Source organism: Candidatus Mycobacterium wuenschmannii, from assembly GCF_030252325.1.
GTDB classification, from domain to species: domain Bacteria; phylum Actinomycetota; class Actinomycetes; order Mycobacteriales; family Mycobacteriaceae; genus Mycobacterium; species Mycobacterium wuenschmannii.
Window position 1 is genome coordinate 2,595,501 of record NZ_CP126981.1, and the last position, 20,813, is coordinate 2,616,313.

Genomic DNA, 20,813 nt, shown 5'->3' on the forward strand with positions numbered 1-20,813 from the left:
CTTCCCCTTAAACCTGGGCGCGAACGGGTTCCGGCGCCGACGTCGCAACCGTCGACGTCATGACATCGGTCAGCACGTTCAGCAGTCCTTCGGTGCTGTGATGGATGGTGAAGTTCTCGTCGTAGTGCCGCGCTGCGGCCGCGCCGTAGCGCGCCGCGGTCCGGGCGCTCGCCAGCGTGTCGAAAGCCGTTGCCAGCCCCGCGACGTCGTCGACGTCGACGGGCGGGCAGCCCGGCGGCTGGAACTCCGGCAGTGCGCCGGAGGTGGACACGATCGGCATCACGCCCAATTGCATGGACAGCAGTTGCACGCCGCTCTGCGAGGCGCGCCGGTGCGGCGCCAGCGACGCCTTCGCCGCGGCCAGCGTCCCGACGATGTCGCTGTAGCGATACTTGCCGGACATCCAGCGGGCGTGCCGGGGCAGGTCGCGGTTCATCGCCGGTCCGTCGCCGATGAACACCAGATCATCGCCGCGCCAATGCTTCCCGGCGACGTGTCGCTCCCAGGCCTGCAGCACCACGTCGACGTTCTTGTAGGGGTTGAGCCGGCCGAGCATCACGAAGTCGCGCCGCCCGTCGGCACGAACAAGCGGCGGCACCTCGTGTGCGTCGAGGTCGCTGCACAGCGGCACCGTCCGCACGTCGGTGCCGGCGACGTCGCGCCGGTCGGCGATCTGGGTGGCGACGTAGTCGCTGAAGGCCACGGTTGCCGCCGACCCGGCGCCCCAGCGGTCGAACACCGCCAGCTTGTAGGCGGGCTGCTGTTCGTCCGGGTCGTGTGGGCGGTCGTCGTGCACCAGCTGAACGCGAGGAGCTTTGCCGGCCAACGCGATCCAGCGCGGATCGGTGACCAGCTCGGTAATGACGACGTCGGGTCGATACCGCCGGGCGCGGCGCCACGCCGCGAGATGCGGCGACCACGTCGCGGCCTTGCGGAACTGCGGATCGAGCACCAGCTCGTAGTCACGGGTATCCGACTTCGGGAAGTACTGGTCGGAGGTCACGAGCAGGACGTCAATTCCCCGTTCGCGCAACGCCTCCGCCCGCACCCGCGCCAACTGGCGCATTCCGGGCGACAACCACAGCACCCTGAGCGCATTCGCTGAAGTCATATGTCCTCACCCAGACCGGTAACCGACTCGCTCCGCAGTCTACATACTTTTTGAATGATTACCAATCTTTTTATCTACTTCTGGTATCCTCGTCCGGACGGGCTACCGCGGGAGGGCGCTGAGAATGGTGTCGGTGACAAACCACCGTGCGCTGCGCGATGACGCAGCCAACTGGGCTGCGAGATATGCAACGGTGCGCAACATCGGCCGGTACCTCGGCCGCCCGGCGATGGCCGCCACCACCGAGGCGCTCTGGCGCCGGCGGCAGGCCCGGGACCTAGCCCTGGCGTTCGCGGACCGCTGCGCTCCCCGCGGCGCGACGGTCGTCGATGTCGGCGCGAGCTGGGGACTGTTCACGTATCACCTCGCCCACCGGGTGGGGACGTCCGGCCGGGTCTACAGCTTTGAACCGCATCCGATGAATGCCCCGATGCTGAGCAGGCTGGCGGCCGCGCGACCGCACGTCCACTTCAGCCCGTCGGCGGTGTCCGACGCCCCCGGCCACGCCCAACTGCAAGTACCCCGCCAGCAGTCCCGGCTGGTGACCGCCCAGGCCAGTCTGTCGCACGGATTCGACGGCCAGGGGGTGGACGTCGAGACCATCGACGTCGCGACCGTGCGACTCGACGACGCGATCGATGTCGACGTCGACTTCGTCAAGATCGACGTCGAGGGCCACGAGCTGTCGGTATTGCGCGGTGGCGCATCGCTTTTCCGGCGTAGCGGGCCGTCGATCCTGATCGAGATCGAGCAACGCCATCTCAGCGCGCCGATCGGCGGCGTGTTCGCCGAACTCGAGGCGCTGGACTACCAGGTGTTCTACGTGACCCCGACGGCGTTGCGGCCCATCGCCGAGTTCGACGTGGAGCGCGACCAGATGTCCATGGTCCGCTCGGGAGAGTTTCACCCGTTCGCCATGCCGGACGGATACGTCCACGACTTCTGCGCGGTGCGCAGACCGGAGTCGCTGGCCGGCCTGCCGGTTGCCTGGTCATGACGATCACGCGCGAGGGTCTGCTACCCAACTTCGCGGAGCACGACGAGGACAGCAAGAACCACCTCATCGAATCGCCGATCGTTCCCACCGACTACGTCCAGCGCTACCTGAAACATCAACTGCGCGAGCGCGGTATCAATCCTGCGGCACTGCGGGTCCTGGACGTCGGCTGCGGACGCGGCGACACCGTCGCCTGGCTGTGCGACGCGGGCTTCGACGCGTACGGCACCGACGTCTCGGCCGACTACATCGACCGCGGCCGTGAGTACCTCACCCGCGTCGGCGCCGACCCCGCGCGGCTGCGGCCGATGAACCCCGATTTCAGCTATCCGTTCGACGACGGCGCGTTCGACGTGGTGCTATCCGACCAGGTTCTCGAACACGTCGCCGATCTCGGTGCGTTCGCGGCCGAGGTGGCCCGGGTGTCGGCGCCCGGCGCCGGTGGTCTGCACATCTGGGATGCCAAGTGGCGTCCCATCGAAAGTCACCTGCGCGCGCCGGTGGTGCACTGGCTGCCCAAGGGGCCGTTGCGCCGTGCCGCGGTCTCCGCGGCGTTGCGTCTCGGCCTGGCGGCACCATATTTCACCGAGTTCTCCGTGCGCGAGCGCGCCGAGATCTTCGGACGGTTCAGTGAGGACGAGACCTTCTACCGGTCCGTTCGCTCCAGCGTCGCGACCATCGAGCGGCACGGATTGCGCTGTGAGGCAAAGGCTTCCTCGCAGCAGAAGATCGGCGATCGTCTGCCGGGTGCCCCGGCGGCTGCCCTGCCGCTGCTCGGCTGGCTCTACCGGCACATGTTCAGCGTCTACCTGCAGACGGTCAAATCCTAAGTTCTGCAGTCCATCACGCGACGCAGCGCAGGAATCCGCCGGGCGTGGACGTGAACACCAGCTTCGACGCGTAGTCTTCGTCGACGACGAACCGACAGTCCGGTCGGGCCAAGAACTCGTCGACGGCATTGGCCGGCGAGTTGCCGTGATGCCACGGCCGGTCCGGGTAGACGTCCTCGGAGAGCACCTCGATCGCGGTGTCCTGCACGATGACAAAGGATCCCGGTGTGACCAGGGGCGAGTAGATCTCGAGCTCCGCGAGCGCGTGGTCCTTGGTGTGTAGTGAGTCCAGCACCACCAGCACCGGCCCACGATTTCCGACCATCGACTTCACCGTGGCGACGGTGTCGGGGTCGGTCGACGACCCCTCGACCAGCTTGATGCGATTGGCCAGCGGGTGGGCCTCGATGGCCTCGCGGTTGTGCCTGCGGATGTCGACGTCGACGCCGATCACGAAGCCGTCCGATCCGAGCAGCTGCATCATCGAGGCGTACAGGGCGAGCGAGCCGCCGCGCGCGATACCCGTCTCGATCACGACGGCCGGCTTGAGCTTCCAGCAGATCTCCTGCAGCGCAATGATATCCGGCGGGAACTGGATGATCGGCAACCCGAGCCAGTCGAAGTTGAAGACGTAGCGCTGCCGGATCAGCGTCTCGGTCATGGATACGGCGTCGTTGGCGAGCACCTCGTCGCCGCCCAACCTCGCGATGTTGCGGCGACGTTCCTCGGCGAACTCTTCGAGATCTCCCACGGCAGGTTGCTCCTTCATGATCTGGCTCAGGTTCCGGCGAGTCGCGCCACGATCGGCGCCGCTGACTCGATGTCGGACTTCAGTTGGATGTACGAGATACCGAACCGTTCGCGCCGTTCGACCAGCAGGTCGCAGCAGCGGTCCACGCTGCCCGACAGAACAGCGGGCGAATGCGCGTAGAGATCCGGATCGGCGCGCAGGTGCGCGTTGAACGACGACCGCGACGACGGGTGACCGTCGAGATCGGTGAGATAGACGTTGAATTGGATCTCGACGTCGTCAATCGCGCGTCCCACCGCGCAGATCTCCTTCTCGACGAGCCGAATCTTCTTCTCCACCTGCTCCGCAGAGAGGTCGGCGGCCACGTCGGGGCCGAGCGCGCCCGCGGCCATCCTGGGATGGATCGCGACGATGTCCGCGTGCCGCGCCGCCAGCCGCAACACCCGGGGACCGCCGCCGCCGATCAACAGCGGCGGATGCGGGCGCTGAATCGGCTTGGGCAGTCCTTCGAGTTCCGTTACGGTGTAATGCTTTCCGTGGAAGTCCGCCGCCCCTTCGGCGAACAGTTCCTTGAGCAGTCGCACCGACTCGCCGAGTCGGTCGATGCGTTCTGCCGGGGAGTCCATCGGCACGCCGATGCGCCGAAAGTCATCGTCGAGCCAGCCGGCGCCGAGGCCGATCTCGACCCGGCCGCTGGACAGCACGTCGAGCATCGCCATCGACTTGTGCATCAGCACCGGATGTCGAAAGTCGTTGCACATCACCAGACTCAGCAGCCGCAGCGACGACGTCGCCTCCGCGGCGGCGGTCAGCGCGACGACCGGCTCCATCTGCCAGCCGCTGATGTGTTCGGCGACAGCGACCGTGCTGAACCCGATGTCCTCGATCCGCCGGATCTCGTCGCGCCATGTCGCCGGTGTGTCGAACCTCGGCATCGGCGCGATGAACCGAAATGGCCGTGCCACCTTTACCTCCCCCGCTCGGCCGTTCGTGAATTCTGGGCTAGAGGTCTTTGCGGAAGATCGTCGCGCAGTCCACGATCGGCGGCCACGGCACCGGCTGCTGACGAACCACCGTGAGGCCGTTGACCCGGCACTGCTCGGCGACGAGTTCCTTGCTCACGTTGCTGCGCCAGTGCGAGTTGCGCTTGATGCTCTTGTGCGCACGATCGCCCAGATCCGAGTGGTGCAAAAAGCCGGACCCGCCGGGCTTGAGCACGCGGGCGAATTCGCGAATGTAGGCCGACAGCACGCTCTTGTCGAAATGCACGGCCGAGTCCCAGCAATAGATCGCGGTCACCGACGCGTCGTCCACCATCCGCAGATCGCATCCGTTGTTCTGGTGGTAGGTGATCTCGCACCGGGTGCCGAGCGCGTCGAGCCGGGCTTTGGTCTGCTCCAACGGTTGCTGGTTGTAGTCGACCGCGATCAGCCTGGAGGTGAGCTCGCTCAGCTTCTCGGTGTTACGACCGGCGCCCGGCGACAGCTCCAGGACGGTCTCGAAATCGAAGTCCTCGATCAGCGGCCGGATGGTCCCGACCCACTGCTCGTGAAACTGCCCTTCGGCCTCGCGAAAGTAGACGTCCCACATGTCATCTCGGGCGCACTGGCGCAGGTTGGCCGACTTCGACGGCAGCAGGTTCGCGATGGTCAGGTCGGACAGCCGGCCGACGACGCGCTGCGCGAGGGTCCGGGTGTCGGCTGTCGATGGTCCAGCTGTTGAGCTCATGGCGTTCTCCTGCGGTTGGGTCGGATTCAGTTGAGTCGGTTGGAGAGGACTTCGTTGATGACGTTCATCAGGCCATCGGCGACAAGGTCGACGGTGAACTTGTCGGCGTAGTGCCGGGCGGCCGAGGCGCCCCGCAGCGTCGCGGTGAACGGGTCGGCCAGCTCGTCGAAAGCGGCGGTCAGGCCGGCGACGTCGTCCACGCCCAGCGGCGGGCAGCCCGGCGGCTGGTATTCCGGCAGACCGCCGACGGTGGACACGATGGGCATCACGCCCAATTGCATCGACAGCACCTGCACACCGCTCTGCGACGCACGCCGGTAATGCGCCACCGAGCCTTTGGCCGCCGCCAGGGTGGTCAGCACCTCGGCGTAGCGGTATCGGCCCGGCCGCCACCGCACGTACTCGGGCAGCGACTGGAGGACCAGCGGGCCGTCGCCGATCAGCACCAGCTCGTCGCCGCGCCAGCTGCCGCCGTCGACGTGCCGTTGCCACGCCTCCAGGACGACGTCGATGTTCTTGTACGGGCTCAGCCGGCCGACCATGACGAAGTCGCGCCGCGCTTCCGGATCCGCCAGCGGCGGAACCAAAGTCGGGTCGAGATCACTGGCGAGCGGCAGCACGTGCACCGGGGTGCCGAGCACGTCGCGACGGGTGGCCACGGCCGCGGCCACGTAGCTGCTGTAGGTGATGGTGGCCGCCGAGCGCGCACCCCATCGGTCGAACACCGCGCGCTTGAGCAGCGGACGGTGCTGGATCGCATCGTGACCGCGATGGTCGTGAACGAGCTGGATGCGTGGAGCTTTGGCGCCCAACGCCATCCAACGCGGATCGCGGACCGACTCGGCGATCACCACGTCCGGCCGGTAGTCGCGCACCTCGTTCCAGGCGGCGACGGTGACCGGCCAACTCGAGGCGGTGCGGAAGCGTGGCTCGACCACGAATTCGTAGTCGCGCGGGGCGTCCGATTCCGGATGTTGGTCAGACGTCACCAGCATCACCTCGACGCCCCGGCGTCGCAGCGCCTCGGCATGCACCCGCGCCAGCGGCCGCATCCGAGGTGAAAGCCACAGCACCCGTGGAGGATTCACAACGCTGCGATGGGTTCGAGGGACCAACGTCCGCTGAGCTGTGAGTACCGTCGTGTTACCTCCTCGTACAGTTCCGGAATGGTCAGGAAGACGCAGTCGGGATCCGCGTCGACGAGTTGTTCCGGCGAGATGATGGCCACGTCGGTTCCCGAGATGCGCCGGCCCTGCTTGCCCGGCGAGGCGTCGGCGATGCCGAGGACGAGACGCCGGTCGACGCCGGCGATGCTGAACAGGGCCGGCACGCGCGACGATGCGCCGTACCCGTAGACCCGGCGTCCGTTGCGTGCCTGAGCCTCCAGCCAGTAGCGCAGCCGGGCCGCATGGCTTTCTGCGACCCGCTGCAGGCGGCCCACCACGGCGGTCTCGGCGATGCCGAAGTCGCTTTCGCGGCGCAGGATTTCGGTGACGCTCCGATCTGGTTCGACCGAGCCGTGCACCGCGGCGACCAGCACGGTGCCACCGTAGAGATCGAACTCCCAGGCCGTGGCGATGCGCATGCCGGCCGCACGCAGCAGTCTGGTCAGCGCGTGCATCGAGTAGTACGCGAAGTGCCCGTGCCGCAAAGCATTCCACTGCCCCTTGGCCACGATCGTGTGCAACGAGTGGAACTGCAGCAGCAATACACCACCGGGCGCGGTGGCCTTGGCCCGCAGCTGGAACGCCTCCCGCTGGTCCGCATCGTGCATGATGCCGAACGAATCGAGCACCACATCGGCGATGTTGCCGCCGCTGACTTCGGCGAAACCGCGCTGCGCCAGCAGCGGCAGCCAGGTGCCGCCGTGCGGGCTGCCGAATTCGCGCACCGTGCCCCCGCGCAGCCAGCCGGCGTCGGCGACCCGCCTGACGGCCAGGGCGGCCTGGTCCCGCAACGCCTCCGGCTCGATGCCGCGCGGTTCGTCGGTCACGGTGTCGTCGTCGCTGAGTTGCGCGAGGCCGCAGCCGCCGCACAGATCCATCGCCAACGCATGCGAGGACTCCTCCGAGCGCACTGGCTCGGTGGCTAACGGAAAGTGGTCCGCGGCAGGCACTTTCCCGACATCGAGAACTCGAGTCAGGTCGGTGCTGCCGCAACCGCGACACACACTCATGCCAGCAGAGCCCCCGCCCCATTCGTCACCAGCAGGCTCGAGCTCTGCAGGCTCGGCGGGAACACCAGTTCGCCGCCCCATTCCTGGATATAGCTGAGTTGTTGGCGCAGTTCGGTTTCCAGGTTCCACGGCAGGCCGAGCACCACGTCCGGGCGGTCCCTGGCGATGGACTTCGGATCGCGAATCGGGATGCGGGTGCCCGGCGTGTAGCGACCGTGCTTGTAGGGGTTGCGGTCGACGATGTACTCCAGCAGATCGCTGCGGATGCCGCAGTAGTTGAGCAGGGTGTTGGCCTTACCCGGTGCGCCGTACCCCACCACGCGCTTGCCCTCGGCCCGGGCCTGCAAGAGGAACCGCAGCAGGTTCTGCCGCAGCGTCTCGGTGCGGTGACGCAACTGTTGGTATCCCTGCGCGCGGTGCAGTCCGGCCGCCTTCTCGGTGCGCAGCACCTCCACCACCCGTTCGCTGGGTGGTGCGGCGATCCGGGTCGGCTGAGCCCAGATCCGCAGGGAGCCACCGTGAGTCGGCAAGAGTTCGACGTCGACGACCGTCAGGCCGGCGGTCGCGAGCGCACGCGTCGCGGACAGCAGCGTGTAGTACTGGAAGTGCTCGTGATAGATCGTGTCGAACTGCGCGTTGCGCACCAGCGGAAGCGCGTGGTGCACCTCGATGCTCAGCCAGCCGTCGTCGGCCAGCAGTGTGCGGAGCGAGCGGGTGAACCCGCGCAGGTCCGGGATGTGCGCGTAGACGTTGTTGGCGACAACGAGCGACGCGGGGCCGTACTCCTCGCGGACCTTGCGCGCCAGCGTCTCGTCCAAAAACTCGGTGACGGTGGGGACGCCGCGTCCCCGGGCGGTGGCGCCCACGTTCACCGACGGTTCGATGCCCAGGCAGGGGATGCCCGCGGCGACCACGTGCTGCAGCAGGTAGCCGTCGTTGCTGGCGACCTCGACCACCAGCGAGTCGGACGACAGCCCGAGCCGCTTGACCGATTGCTTGACGAAGGTCTTCGCGTGGTCCACCCAGCTGTCCGAAAACGAGGAGAAATAGGCGTATTCGGTGAAGGTCTCCTGCGGTGTGATGAGCGCGGGGATCTGCAGCAGCAGGCAGTCTTCGCACAGCCGCAGGTGCAGCGGGAAGGTCGGCTCGGGCAGGTCGAGCTCGTCGGGGTTGAGAAACTTCTCGCACGGCGGCGTGGCGCCGAGGTCCAAGATGCTGACCAGTCGCTCCGAGTCACACAAACGGCACTTCATCGAATCCTCACTTCATCCATGGGCACGGCGTCGTCGCCATCGGTGGATACCGTTGCCCGGGAACCTTTCTCGTCGCGGGCGTGTGCGGTCGCCCACTCCTGCGCATGCTGATGCGATCCGTTGTGGATCAGCTCTCCCAGCCCGTGCTGATAGAGCCAGAGACTGTTCTGCTGACCGGTGAACGAGGCCTCGCCCGACATGCCGCCCCACGGCGTGAAGCCGCTGCCGAGCCCGACCCCGAATAGGCCGGGGATCGCGCGTCCGTCGGCGTCGAGCAGGCGTGCGTCCGACCCCACCGAGGGGCCGGTTTTCGCCAGCGGTAACGGGTAGCCGTCCTTGTCGAACACCGGGACCGTGGCCAGCCGGTAGCCGAACGCCGAGACGATCAGGTCCGCTCCCTCGAGCAGGTCGACCAGCTCGGCACGGGGCAGGTCCGCCATCGGCCGCAGCACTGCGCGGTTGTCCGGCGCCATTCCGTCCTTGCCGTGGATCCGCCGCCACATCTGCCGGCCGTCGCCCTGCAGGCCGCCCAACCGGTGCACCCGTCCGGTGGCCTGACAGACGTCGGTCTCGGCGAAGCGGTAGGAGTCCGCCTCCGCCTCGGCTCGGGAGTAGTAGGTGACCCGCGGCTCGCTGCGGTGCAGAATCTGCACACCGCGCGTGTCGAAACGCACATCGGGCATGCGGTCCAACAACATCCACGCCGACGAGAAAGCGCTGTGCGATCCGCCGACGATGACGGCGCGGACCGGCCGGTCCTTACTCACCAGCAACTGCCCTACCTGTTCGGCGGCGCCGTGCTTCAACAACTGATGACTCGAGATGATCTTGTGCCGCCAGCGCTCGAAATCGGCACCGGTGGCCTGCTCGACCGCGCCCCAGGACGTGTTCGGCTGCCCGCCCAACGCCATCACAGCGCTTGCGGCATGGATGGTCTCGCGTTCGCCATCGGCCGTACTGATCACCACGACGACCGACCCGTCGGGCTGGAGGTAGAGCGCGCGGGCCGTGGAATCGGCGTAGACGCGGCTGGCGGGGTGGCGGTCGATCTCCGCGCTGATCGCGGCGTGGACGCGTCGCTCGAATCGGTCGACCAACTCCAGCGGCGGGTGGCCGGTACGCCACCCCTCCATCTCCCGGGTGACCGGGTCACGGCGGACCTCGAGCAGCGGCGGCTCGCACTCCGAGCCGTCCAGGCATTCCAGAAACGAGCGCCCGGGCGAGTCCGCGTTGAGCGCGTACTGACCCAGCGAACTCCCGGAGGCGCTCCGTTCCACAACGGCGACACCGCGATTCAGCCACGCACCGAGCTGACTGTTCTGCGCCGCCCACACCAGCGAGCCGGTACCCGCGGGTCCGCCACCCAAGATCACCGTCTCGAACGTCGGACGGCCCTCGGCGGCGACCGCTCTGCCACTGCGTAACGGCGATGGGACAAGCTTCGTCAACCGCGAACGGAACATCACAGTTCCCCCCTTTCAGGCCAATGTGTTTGGAATGACGGGCGATACGGGTTCACAGCACCGCCTCGATGGCATCGACGTAGGCGTCGGTCATGGCGCCGACGGTGTAGTGCGCCTGCATGTGCTCGTACCCTCGTTGTCCCACCGCCGGCAGTACGCCGGGATCGGTCAGGATGTCGGCCAGCTGGGCCCGCCACGCCGAGACCGTGATCGGCTCCACCACGAAGCCGGCAGCGCCGAAGTGCAGCATCTCCGGGATCGCACACACCGCGGAGGCCGCCACCGGAACCGCGCGACCCATCGCCTCGATGATCGCCATCGGGAAAGCTTCCGAACGGCTTGGTACACAGAGCAAGTCCGCATCGGACAGCGCCGGGCCGGGCCCGGCGGACCAACCCCGCCAGCGCACCCGGTCGGCCAATTCGGCCGGGGTGCCGGCCTGCAACCGTTCACGATCGGGGCCGTCGCCGAAGATCGACAGCTTCCACGGCAGGTGGGCCAGCCCGTGCAGCGCCTCGATCAGCACCTGCGGGTTCTTGTGCTCGAGGATGCGCGAGAGCATGACCAGATGCGGCGGCTCGCCGGCGGCCCGGACCGGGCGCACCGGGACCTCCGGGGCCGGTACGCCGTTGGGTGCGACGAAGTGCCGGCCACGAAGCCGGTGCTGCGCCACCATCATCTCCCAATGACGTTGCGCCAGAACGACAAAAGCATCGGATCGGGACATGGCAGCAGTCAACGGCCGCGAGTAGATCCGCCGGTCCTGCTCGGGTGGCACATGCGGGGCGACCAGCCAGCGCCGACCGCGGCCGCCCGCCCGCCACAACGTCGCGAAGCCCGTCTCGGTGTTGGTGTCGCCACTGATGAGCACCGCGGGACCGTCGGGAATGTCGAGCGCGGGTGCCCACCACGGCTGCCGCACCACCCGGACACCGTGCGGGATCTCCTTGATCAGCGGGCCGAAACGCTGGACGCAGACCATGGTCACCGGGTAACCGCGACGCTGTAGTTCGCCGGCCAGCAGCGCCTTCTGGCGCTCCGCGCCGCCGTACACCAGGCGGTTGGTGGTGATCACCACGGTCGGCCGGTCGGTGCGGCGCTGCGCGGCGATGGCCCCACGGCGGATGGTCCGCTTGGACCGCTGAATGCGGTCCAAAAGCGTTGTGCCGGCCAGGTATACATCGGCCGTGTGCACGCCGTGCTGGTGCTCCAGCAGCAGCGCGGCATTGGCCCGCAGCATGTCGTTGTTGCGCAGGCGCTCGATGGGCAACACCTCGGCACCGTGGGTGGCGCCGGGCCCGGCGGCCTTCTTGTCGAGCGCCGGATTGCCGTGCTCGACGGGTAGTTCGTCGGCCATCAGCAGACGCCAACCCGCCGCGCGGGCCCGGTGCTGCCAGTCGGCCTCTTCGCCGTAGAGGAAGAACTCCTCGTCGAAGCCGCCGATCTGGTTCCACGCCGCGCGCTTGAACGCGATGCACGCGCCGGCCATGTAGCCGTCGATGCTCAGCGACTCGGCCGGCTTGCGGGCGTACAGGTGCGATAGCGAGGTGCCGCGCAGCGCGGGGCTGTACCCGGTCGCCGCGACCAGGGCGCGGGTCAGCGTGGCATGCCGGCTGACGTGGTCCCACGGCTGTGGTCCGCCGATCGACTCGTCGAGCAGCATCGGTGAGACGGCGGCGACGCCGGGCTGCCGGAGCAACTCCGGGGTGCGGGTCAGCGGCCCGAGCAGGCGGGCATCGGGGTTGAGCAGCAACAGATCCGACGCCGGCGGCGTGTGCTCCACCAACGCGTTGAGCGCGGCGGCGTAGCCGATGTTCACCGGGCCGAACACCCAGTGCACGTCCGGGTGGCGGGCGGCCAGTTCTTCGCGCCCCGGGTAGTCCGCGCCGCTGTTCTCGTAGACGTAGACGGGCAAGGCCGGCATGTGCTGATCGAGGCTGGCCAGGCACTGCTCGAGTAGTTCGTGACTCTTGTAGGTCACGATCACCGCCACGAGGGGGGGCCCGGACCGCGGCGGGGGCACACCGCGGTCCGGGCGCTTCAGATAGGCCCGGTCGGTTACGCGTGTCATGCGAACACCTGCTTCCGACGTAGCGAGGTCAGACTCGACCAATCGACCGGACCGATCGCCATGTTGACCGCCAGATAGACGATCGCTGCAGCGGCCAGAATGAGAAGTACGTGATAGCCCGAAAGCGTCAGCACCACAACGGCACTGGCCGCCACGGGCAGTGCCAGGCGGAGCATGAAGGTCGTCGGCGTGCGATAGCCGCAGGTGCGGTGCAGCCACCAGCTGGTCACCACGAAGCCGAACAGTTCCGTGCAGACCAGCGACGCGCCCGCACCGACCGCGCCGAAGTGGCTGTCCAGCAACAGGTTCAGCGCGACGTTGAACGACAGGCAGACCACGAAGCAGCGGAAGAAGAATTTCTGCTGGTGGCACGCGAACAGGCCCTGGCCGAGCGTGCCGGTGACGAACCGCAGCGCGACGGCGACGAACAGCAACGCCAGAGTCGGCGCGCCGCGACTCACGTACTCCTGCTCGCCGAACAGCTTGACCAGCGGGCCTGCCAACAACGCGCCGACCACGGCGACCGGTACGGCCAGGAAGCTCATCAATTCGACACTGCGGCGCAGGAATCCGTTGAACGCGGACACGTCGCGGGCGAACAGCGACGTCGCCGTCGACAGCGTCGACTTGAGGAAGAACACCGAGAGCGCCTCGGTGTTGAAGGCGATGGTGTAGGCCAGGCCGTACACGCCCACCTCGGCGTGGGTGCTGACCAGTGAGACGATCACGCCGTCGGCGCGCCAGTACAGCACCCCGATCACCATGACGCCCAGCAGCGGCAGGCTTTCGCGGAGCAGGTCGGCGGCCTCGCGCGGCGCGAAGGCCGGCCGCAGCGTGACGTGGCGGGCCGCGGCGATCCCCTGGATCGCCAATTGCAGTGCGGGCGGAATCAATTGCGCGACCGCGAACCAGATGACCCCGTGGTGCGTAGCGACCAGCCACGCAACCGCGCCGAGGGTGGCGAGCCGGCTCACGACGTCGGACAGCGCGACCGCCGAGAACCGCACGGTGGTCTGGAAGATCGGCTCGAATCGCGTGGTGAGCGTGAGCATCAGCAGTTGCGCCGAGGAGACGACCAACATGATGCGCACGTCGGCGTCGCGGTACACCAGCAGCCCGGCGACGGTGGCCAGCGCCGCCAGCGGGACGCAGTAGACTAGGGACAGCGCGCTGTTGACGCGAACCAACCGCTCGAGGTCGCCGCGGCCCGAGGTGACGCGCCGCACCACGACGGTGCCGGTGCCGAGATCTGCCAGGCTGGTGAACATGCCGACGAACGCGATGGCGATCGTCAGCTGCCCGTACCGCCCCGGGCCCAGGTAACGCGCGGTCATCGCGACCGAGAACACCGATGCGAGCATGCCCAGCACGCGGCAGACCAGTTGGATCGAGACCGCATGCGCGATGCGGGCGTGCGGAATCTCCGAATCCGGCACGCTCAGTGACACTTTCGTTGCGGTGTCGGTCATCAATACGCCCCGTCGCTGGCCAGCACGGCCTTGAGCGTCTTGGCGATGATCAGCGCGTCACTGGTCATCGACCAGTTGTCGACGTAGGACAGGTCCAGGCGGACCGACTCGTCCCAGGACAGGTCCGAGCGGCCACTGACCTGCCACAGGCCGGTCACGCCGGGCTTGACCAGCATGCGCCGCTTCACGTCGCCGTCGTACTTGGCGACCTCGCGCTGCAGCGGCGGCCGCGGCCCGACCACGCTCATGTCCTGGGTGAGGACATTGAAGAACTGGGGTAGCTCGTCGATGCTGAAGCGGCGAAGTACCTTGCCCACGGCCGTGACTCGCGGGTCCTCGCGGATCTTGAACAACACCCCGCCGGCGCTTTCGTTGAGCGCGAGCAGTTGATCGATCTGCTGGTCGGCGCCGTCGACCATGGTGCGGAACTTGAACATCTTGAACGGCTTGCCGTCCAGACCGATGCGCTCGGAGGGGTAGAAGACCGGCCCCTTGCTGGTGAGCTTGATCGCGATCGCGGCGGCGATCAGCAACGGCGAGGTGCCGATCACCGCGGCCAGCGCGAAGCAGAAGTCGAAGGCCCGCTTCTGGAATCGCTTGGCCTCCTTGTATTGCGGCTTCTCCACGTGCAGCAGCGGGAAGCCGGCCACCGGCCGAAGCGCCAGCCGGCCCTGCGCCACGTCCATCACGCCCGGCGCCATCACCAGGTCGACGTCCATGGTCTCGAGCCGCCACATCAACTGCCGGACGCCCTGCACCCCGAACCGTTCGGTTCCGGTCAGCGCCACCGTGTCCGCGCCGCAGTGCCCGATCGCGGCGACCGCATGGGCGTCGTCGCCGAGGATCGGGACATCGCGGCCGTTGATGATCAGCTTCTTGCCGCGCGAGGGTCCGTATCCCGGAATCCCGCAGCCCACAACCACATAGCCGTCGCCCGCGTTGCGCGTCAATTCCTCCGCGAGGTGGGTGACGGCCTTGCGGTCACCGATCGCGAGCACCTTGGTCTGGAACTTGCCGCGGGCGCGTTGGGCCGCGATGTGGCGCCGCCACCAGACCCGGCTCACCAACAGCGCGAAGGTGCCCGCGGGCAGCGCCACCGCCAGATAGCCACGGGCCAGCAGGATCTTCGCCAGCAGTGTGGCCATCGCGATGATGCCGAATGTCCAGAACGAGGCGCTGATGATCCGCCGGTACTCCTCGATTCCGCCGCCGATGATGCGGATCGACCGGGCGTTGAACATGGCGAGCGACGTCAGCCACAGCACGGCGAAGACGACCGAGAAGATCGTCATCAACGGGCCCGGATAGCCGGACACTCTCGGCGAGTCGCCGAACCGGACGACCTGCGCGAGCGCTACTGCGGCGCAGACGATCACGGTGTCGGTGACGCGCAGTCGGGACGAGTACCAGTTCTGCCAGCGCCGGGCCGGCTCGACGGTCGGCGGGAGTGGCACGGCGGGGCCGGGGCCTCGGCCGCGCGCCTGGGCAGCGGCCTCGAACGTTGGCCCGCCAGAGGCGAAGTCGATGTCGTCACGATTCGACTCCGCCGTAGGACACGCCTGGGTAGCAGATCAGTTGGGCACGCGCGGCACGCAGCAGAGCGCCGGGGCCCTGCAGTAGATACCGGCGGGCCAGTCGGCGCGGTTCGCGACTGAGCCGGTAGAGCCATTCCAGCCCGGCCCGCTGCATCCAGGCCGGTGCCCGCAGCTGGCCGCCGGCCAGAAAGTCGATGGCGCCGCCACTGGGCAGGAAGATGCGCGCGCCGGTCCCGGCACCGTGCCGGTCGATCCACTGCTCTTGGCGCGGCTTGCCGAGGCTGACGATGAGGATGTCGGTACGCGCCGAAAGGATCTCGGCCTTCAGCAGCTCCGAACGCGCGTCGATCTCTGCCGCGTCGGGTGACCACATGCCTGAAATGGCCAGTGCGGGATACGTTTCGGCCAGCCGCTGGACCAACCGTCGGTGGGCCTCGGCGCTGCCGCCGAAGAAGCCGACGCGGCTGCCGCCGGCCTCGGCGAGCGCGAGCACCTCGGGGAGCAGGTCGGCACCGGTGATCCGCGGCCAATCACGCGCGGTCAGGATTCGGCCGCGCCAGGCGATCGGCATGCCGTCGGCGAGCAGCAGCCATTCCAGCTGACCGCTGGGCGCGGCGCTGACGGTCCGGAAGTGGTGCAGGTGATCGAGATTGACCGAGCCGACCGCGAGGCCGGTGGACGACCCGGAGCGCAGCCGGGAGTCGATGATCGACAGCACCTCGTCGGCGTCACGACGCTCGACGATGCTGCCACTGACCACCATGCGCACCGCCACCGCGGGGGCCGTCATGACGCGGCCCGGCCCTGCGGGACCCGCAGCGTCCCGGTCAGTCGGCTGACCGGGCGCAGCAGCGGCCAGTGCGCATCCTTGTCGGAGATGACGGTGACCGGCAGCGGCCAGTCGATCGCGAATTCCGGTTCATCCCAACGGAATCCCTGACCCGCGCCCTCCTGGTACGGGCCGCTCATCTGATAGAAGACTTCGGTGTTGTCGGCCAGGGTCTGAAAACCGTGGGCCACGAACGGGGGCAGGAACAGCGCGCGGCGGTTGTCGGCGCTCAGCTGCACCATGACGTGCTTGCCGTAGGTCGGCGACTCGGGACGCACGTCGACGGCGACGTCGGCGATCGCGCCGCGGGTGCAGCGCACCAGCTTAGCCTCGGCGTACGGCGGTACCTGACGGTGCAGGCCGCGCAGCGTTCCCCGGGCGTAGTTGTAGGAGATGCTGGTCTGCACCACGCCGGGCGGCAGGCCGAACTCCTGGAATTCGTCGGCGCAAAACGAACGCGAGAAGAAGCCACGGTCGTCGCGGTGCGGCTCGATGTCGACGATCATGACGCCGTCGACGTCGGTCGGGGTGTACTTCATCACGGCTCTCCCATCCAGAAGAGACGCTCGTCGACCTGTCCGGACTTGAGCAGGTACTGGATCTGCTTGAGCCGGGTGTGCCCACGACCGTTGAAGGTCTCGGGGTCCATCGCGATGCTGTCGAACACGCGGTGCAGCTGAGCCGCTCCCGCGGCGACATCCCACTCGGCACGGAAGTCCGGGAAGACCTCGCGGATCTTGCCGAAAGCCACCCGGTAGCTCCGGTTGTCGGCGCTCGGCGGACCGAAAGACAGTTCGCAACCGGGGAATTCGGCGCTGACCGTCTCGGCGATCTCGCGGACCGTCCGGTTGTTCTCGTCGCTACCGACGTTGACGACCAGGTTGTGCACGGCCTGCCGGTCGGCGCGCAGCGCGCACCGGATCGCCTGGGCGATGTCGAGCGCGTGCACCAGCGGACGCCACGGGGTGCCGTCGCTGGTCATCTTGATCTCGTGCTCGGTCCACGCCAGCCCGGCCAGGTTGTTGAGCACGATGTCGAACCGCATCCGCGGGGAGGCGCCGAAAGCCGTTGCATTGCGCAGGAATGCCGGCGAGAACTCGTCGTCGGCCAACGCGCTGACGTCGCGCTCGACCAGCGCCTTGCACTTGGCGTACGGGGTGAGCGGGTTCATCGGGCTGGTCTCGTCGACCGTGCCGTCGGCGATGCCGTAGACGCTGCACGACGACATGTAGATGAAGCGGCTGATTCCGGCCTGCTTGGCGCGGTCCGCCAAATGCACACTGCCGTGGTGGTTTACCTCGTAGGTGACGTCACCGATCAGGTCGCCGATCGGGTCGTTGCTCAACTCGGCCATGTGCACGATCGCGTCGAAGCCGCGCAGATCGTCGACCGTGACGTGGCGGATGTCGCGGACCAGCGTGGTCGGTGCGACGGGGGCCGCGACGCCGGCCAGCTGGCTGCGGCACAGCCAGCCCGTCTTGTAGTAGCCGGTGTCCAGGCCGACCACCTCGTGGCCGTCCTCGATCAGCACGGGGGCGAGCAAGCACCCCAGGTAGCCTTCGATGCCGGTGACCAGCACGCGCACTGTTGTATCCCCTTGTCGTCCGTGGTTGCCGCTAGTTGACCGAGTAGTCGGATTCGGTATCCAGCACGGCTTTTTCGATCGTGAAACCCTCGGCGTAGCGAGAGCGGCACTGCACGCCGCGCACCCGCATCAGGCCGAGGAAGGCCTCGTCGTCGAACCAGCCGCGGCCGGCCTGCGACGGATAGCACTCGGCGAGCATGCGCGTCTTGTGCTGCGCCGCGTCGTCCGAAACCGGAAGGTAGAGAGTGGGATTCGGCAGGTCCGACTCCCACTTCAGGATCTCGTAGCCCAGCACCAGGTGGTCGCGGAACTCGGTCGGGATCAGCTCGGCCAGCAGCCGGTGGTCCTGGTGGTAGTCCGCGCGCTGCGGGCCCAGGACCATGTCCGGCTCGCAGGTGCGGCGGAAGTCGGCGAGCGTCTGCTTCACCGTTCCCCAGTTGTCCGGCAGCCGACCGTCAGGCAGATCGGCGACCGTCAGGCGGACATCCGCCGTCGGGCATAACGCCGCGAACGCGTTCTTCTCCTCGACCTCGCGGATGGTTCCGCCGCCGGTCAGGACCAGCGCGTGGATCACGAGATCCGGCTTGTCGCGGGCGATCTCGGTGAGTGTCGCGCCGGCCCCGATGACGATGTCGTCGCAGTGCGCGCCGATGACCGCCACGGAATTGAGGTTGATCGGCGTCAACGACATCATGCGGACTTCTCCGCGGGAGCGTCGTTGTTCCACACCATCCAGGGGTGCACTCCCCGGTAGTAGTTGGCGTCCAGTTCGGCGCGCTCCTTGAAGGTGTCGGCCGGCCGCCAGAAGCCGTCGTGTCGGTAGCCGATCAACTTGCCGGTGCCGGTCAGCGCCATGCACGCGTCCGCGACGAGGTCGCCGTTCTCCGGGATCAAATCGATGACGTCCTGCTTGAGCACGAAGTAGCCGCCGTTGATCCAGATCGGGAAGCGCTCGATCGGCGCGATGTCCTTGATGTCGCCCTGGGAGGTGATGTCGACGCAGTGGAACGACGACTTCGGCGGCACGACCACCATCGAGGCGGTGGCGTCGGCGGCGGTGGCGTTCTCGATGATCTGGTCGAGGGGTGCGTCGGTCAGCACGTCGGCGTAGTTGGCCAGGAAGTACTCGTCGTCGCCGAGGTACTTGCGGACCCGCCGCAGCCGTTCGCCGATCGGCGACTCCAGGCCGGTGTCGACGAACGTAATGGTCCAGTCGTCGATGTCGGAGTCGAAGAGTTCGACGTTGCCCGACTTCATGACGAAGTCGTTGGACTCCACCTCGCGGTAGTTGAGGAAGAAGTCCTTGATCTTGGCCCCGCCGTAGCCGAGGCACAGGATGAACTCGGTGTGGCCGTAGTGCGCGAAATACCGCATCACGTGCCAGACCAACGGGCGAGGCCCCACCATCTGCAGTGGCTTGGGCACGACGTCGTCTTCGGCAGTTCGCATGCGCATGCCGTAACCGCCGCAGAACAGGACAACCTTCATCTTTGTCGACCCTTTCCCCGAGTCGGCTTCCACAAACCGACCTTCACCATAGAAGGCAGTATACATACTTTTGGGATGATGTGAAGTTCATACCAAACTCCTTGTTCTGCATCTCGACTTTCACTGCGGCGGCCGCCAAGGCCGGGCCAGGAAGACCCAGGTGAGGGTCTCGACAGGCCGTGAGCGGATTAGCCACAGCAAACCGAGGGGGTCGCCCAGAAGTCAGTGCGCGGCCGGCCCGGCGGCGATCCGGGACAGTTCGTCGCCGCCCCGCTGCGCGCCGGTCTCGAAGCGGCGCTTGAGCCGCAATAGGGGGCTCTCGAAGTACCGGAAGCTCAGGTAGGCCGCCAGGGTCACCAGCAGCAGCGTGGCGGCGAAGAGCAGCCTGCCATGGTCGAGATGCAGCGCGCGGCGCGCGACGTTCGCACTCAGCATGTGCAGGAGGTACACGCCGTAGCTGATCACTCCCACAAACGCCAGCGGACGCCAGCGCAGGGCCGGATGCAGTGGCGTCCAGCCGACCAGGCAGGTGCTGACGACGACGGCGACCATCAGGCACTGGGTGGCCGGTTGCGGCGCATCCAGCGCCACCGCGACGATCAACGCCACGGCCGCGAGCGGGGCCGACCAGATCCGGGCGAGCACGTTGGCCACGACGGCGTATCCGGTTGGGGTACCCACGATCAGCGCCAGTGCCGACGCCAGCAGGATCGGCAGCGACATGCTGGCCGCGATGCGACCAGGCAGCGCCGTCGCGTCGGCGATCAGGCCGGTCCCCTGCGAAATCGTCACCAGCACAACCAGAACCGCGAGAGGCAGCCAGATTCTCCGACGACCCAGGGTCAACGCCGCCACGAGCAGCGGCGGCCACAGCAGATAGAACTGCTCCTCGGTCGCCAACGACCAGGCGAAGTAGAAGATCACCGAGTTCGCGTGCCCCAGGTCGACGAACCAGTTCGACGTGTAGGTCAGGAACGCCGGTAGGTGTTCGACGAACTCCCGGCCGTCCGCGTCGTGGCGGCGGGTAGCCGCGACGAGCGCGACGTACACCAGCAGCGTCGCGTAGTAGAGCGGGAAGATACGCAGCGCGCGCCGGGCGTAGAACTTGCGCAGGGAGATCCGCCGCGTCGAATCGAACTCGCGGAGCAACAGGGTGGTGATCAGGAAGCCGCTGATCGCGAAGAAGAAGTCCACCCCCAGGTAGCCCCTGGCGGCGAGGGTGCCACCCGTCGATCCGGAGGTGTGGTGCCACACCACCGCGATCACGCTCAGCGCGCGCAGACCGTCGAGTGCGTCGAACCGGTTCGCGGCCCGGAATCGGCCGAAGTCCGCGGTGTCGACGCGTCGCTCCAGCAAATGTCGCAGATATGCTGACCTGAGCCTAAAGCGAGCCGGCGACCGGGTTGTCACGGCGCCTCCCGCCGCGTCAGACCGGGCAGGCCGTTCGGGCGCGAACCCCGAGCGGAGAATCTCGGGGGCCGCCATTCAAGCCAGTTTTTCATACTTTCGGTACGGAACACACGGTTC

19 protein-coding genes are annotated in these 20,813 nt (G+C 67.6%); 2 read left to right on the forward strand and 17 right to left on the reverse strand.

Annotation, left to right across the window (positions count from 1 at the left end):
* Nucleotides 1-7 precede the first annotated feature (7 nt).
* Entirely contained in the window at nt 8-1,087 is a 1,080-nt protein-coding gene (locus PT015_RS12210) for a glycosyltransferase family 4 protein (protein WP_285191075.1), read from the reverse strand.
* Between the two features lie 157 nt (nt 1,088-1,244).
* Here PT015_RS12210 and PT015_RS12215 point away from each other — a divergent pair, with 157 nt between their 5' ends.
* Both PT015_RS12215 and PT015_RS12220 read left to right on the forward strand, forming a co-directional pair.
* Complete coding sequence (locus tag PT015_RS12215; RefSeq protein ID WP_285184745.1) at nt 1,245-2,108, forward strand: FkbM family methyltransferase; 864 nt, start codon at nt 1,245-1,247, stop codon at nt 2,106-2,108.
* Nucleotides 2,105-2,938 (forward strand): class I SAM-dependent methyltransferase, encoded by an 834-nt coding sequence (locus tag PT015_RS12220; protein WP_285184746.1) that lies wholly within the window; start codon nt 2,105-2,107, stop codon nt 2,936-2,938. Before PT015_RS12215 ends, PT015_RS12220 begins: the two co-directional genes overlap by 4 nt.
* A gap of 13 nt (nt 2,939-2,951) precedes the next feature.
* Here the strand turns inward: PT015_RS12220 and PT015_RS12225 are convergent, their stop codons facing one another.
* From PT015_RS12225 to PT015_RS12300, 16 genes are all read right to left on the reverse strand, one after another.
* Nucleotides 2,952-3,689 (reverse strand): cephalosporin hydroxylase family protein, encoded by a 738-nt coding sequence (locus PT015_RS12225; RefSeq protein WP_285184747.1) that lies wholly within the window; start codon nt 3,687-3,689, stop codon nt 2,952-2,954.
* Nucleotides 3,690-3,715: 26 nt separating this feature from the next.
* The gene (locus PT015_RS12230) at nt 3,716-4,654 is read right to left on the reverse strand and encodes a TIGR03621 family F420-dependent LLM class oxidoreductase (protein WP_285184749.1); all 939 of its coding nucleotides are present in this window, start codon (nt 4,652-4,654) and stop codon (nt 3,716-3,718) included.
* A gap of 37 nt (nt 4,655-4,691) precedes the next feature.
* Nucleotides 4,692-5,417 (reverse strand): class I SAM-dependent methyltransferase, encoded by a 726-nt coding sequence (locus PT015_RS12235; RefSeq protein ID WP_285184751.1) that lies wholly within the window; start codon nt 5,415-5,417, stop codon nt 4,692-4,694.
* Between the two features lie 26 nt (nt 5,418-5,443).
* Nucleotides 5,444-6,490 (reverse strand): glycosyltransferase family 4 protein, encoded by a 1,047-nt coding sequence (locus PT015_RS12240; protein WP_285184752.1) that lies wholly within the window; start codon nt 6,488-6,490, stop codon nt 5,444-5,446.
* Between the two features lie 11 nt (nt 6,491-6,501).
* Entirely contained in the window at nt 6,502-7,593 is a 1,092-nt protein-coding gene (locus PT015_RS12245; RefSeq protein ID WP_285184754.1) for a transferase, read from the reverse strand.
* Nucleotides 7,590-8,846 (reverse strand): class I SAM-dependent methyltransferase, encoded by a 1,257-nt coding sequence (locus PT015_RS12250; RefSeq protein WP_285184755.1) that lies wholly within the window; start codon nt 8,844-8,846, stop codon nt 7,590-7,592. Before PT015_RS12250 ends, PT015_RS12245 begins: the two co-directional genes overlap by 4 nt.
* On the reverse strand, nt 8,843-10,294 hold the full coding sequence (locus tag PT015_RS12255; protein ID WP_285184756.1) for an FAD-dependent oxidoreductase: 1,452 nt from the start codon (nt 10,292-10,294) through the stop codon (nt 8,843-8,845). The genes PT015_RS12250 and PT015_RS12255 overlap by 4 nt, the downstream gene beginning before the upstream one ends.
* Before the next feature lie 67 nt (nt 10,295-10,361).
* Nucleotides 10,362-12,380, reverse strand: a complete 2,019-nt coding sequence (locus PT015_RS12260; RefSeq protein ID WP_285184757.1) for a glycosyltransferase — start codon at nt 12,378-12,380, stop codon at nt 10,362-10,364.
* Nucleotides 12,377-13,849 carry a flippase gene (locus tag PT015_RS12265; RefSeq protein WP_285184758.1) on the reverse strand — a complete coding sequence of 491 codons (1,473 nt, stop codon included), beginning with the start codon at nt 13,847-13,849 and terminating at the stop codon, nt 12,377-12,379. Before PT015_RS12265 ends, PT015_RS12260 begins: the two co-directional genes overlap by 4 nt.
* On the reverse strand, nt 13,849-15,303 hold the full coding sequence (locus PT015_RS12270) for a sugar transferase (protein ID WP_285184760.1): 1,455 nt from the start codon (nt 15,301-15,303) through the stop codon (nt 13,849-13,851). Before PT015_RS12270 ends, PT015_RS12265 begins: the two co-directional genes overlap by 1 nt.
* A gap of 76 nt (nt 15,304-15,379) precedes the next feature.
* Entirely contained in the window at nt 15,380-16,174 is a 795-nt protein-coding gene (locus tag PT015_RS12275; RefSeq protein ID WP_285184761.1) for a WecB/TagA/CpsF family glycosyltransferase, read from the reverse strand.
* Nucleotides 16,171-16,752 carry a dTDP-4-dehydrorhamnose 3,5-epimerase gene (gene rfbC / locus PT015_RS12280; protein WP_285184763.1) on the reverse strand — a complete coding sequence of 194 codons (582 nt, stop codon included), beginning with the start codon at nt 16,750-16,752 and terminating at the stop codon, nt 16,171-16,173. Before rfbC ends, PT015_RS12275 begins: the two co-directional genes overlap by 4 nt.
* Nucleotides 16,752-17,798 carry an NAD-dependent epimerase/dehydratase family protein gene (locus PT015_RS12285; protein WP_285184764.1) on the reverse strand — a complete coding sequence of 349 codons (1,047 nt, stop codon included), beginning with the start codon at nt 17,796-17,798 and terminating at the stop codon, nt 16,752-16,754. Before PT015_RS12285 ends, rfbC begins: the two co-directional genes overlap by 1 nt.
* A 31-nt stretch (nt 17,799-17,829) precedes the next feature.
* Entirely contained in the window at nt 17,830-18,492 is a 663-nt protein-coding gene (locus PT015_RS12290; protein ID WP_285184765.1) for a PIG-L deacetylase family protein, read from the reverse strand.
* The gene (locus PT015_RS12295) at nt 18,489-19,286 is read right to left on the reverse strand and encodes a glycosyltransferase family protein (protein ID WP_285184767.1); all 798 of its coding nucleotides are present in this window, start codon (nt 19,284-19,286) and stop codon (nt 18,489-18,491) included. Before PT015_RS12295 ends, PT015_RS12290 begins: the two co-directional genes overlap by 4 nt.
* A 222-nt stretch (nt 19,287-19,508) precedes the next feature.
* A complete protein-coding gene (locus tag PT015_RS12300; protein WP_285184768.1) occupies nt 19,509-20,642 on the reverse strand; it encodes an acyltransferase family protein in 1,134 nt (377 codons plus the stop codon).
* Between the last annotated feature and the right edge of the window lie 171 nt (nt 20,643-20,813).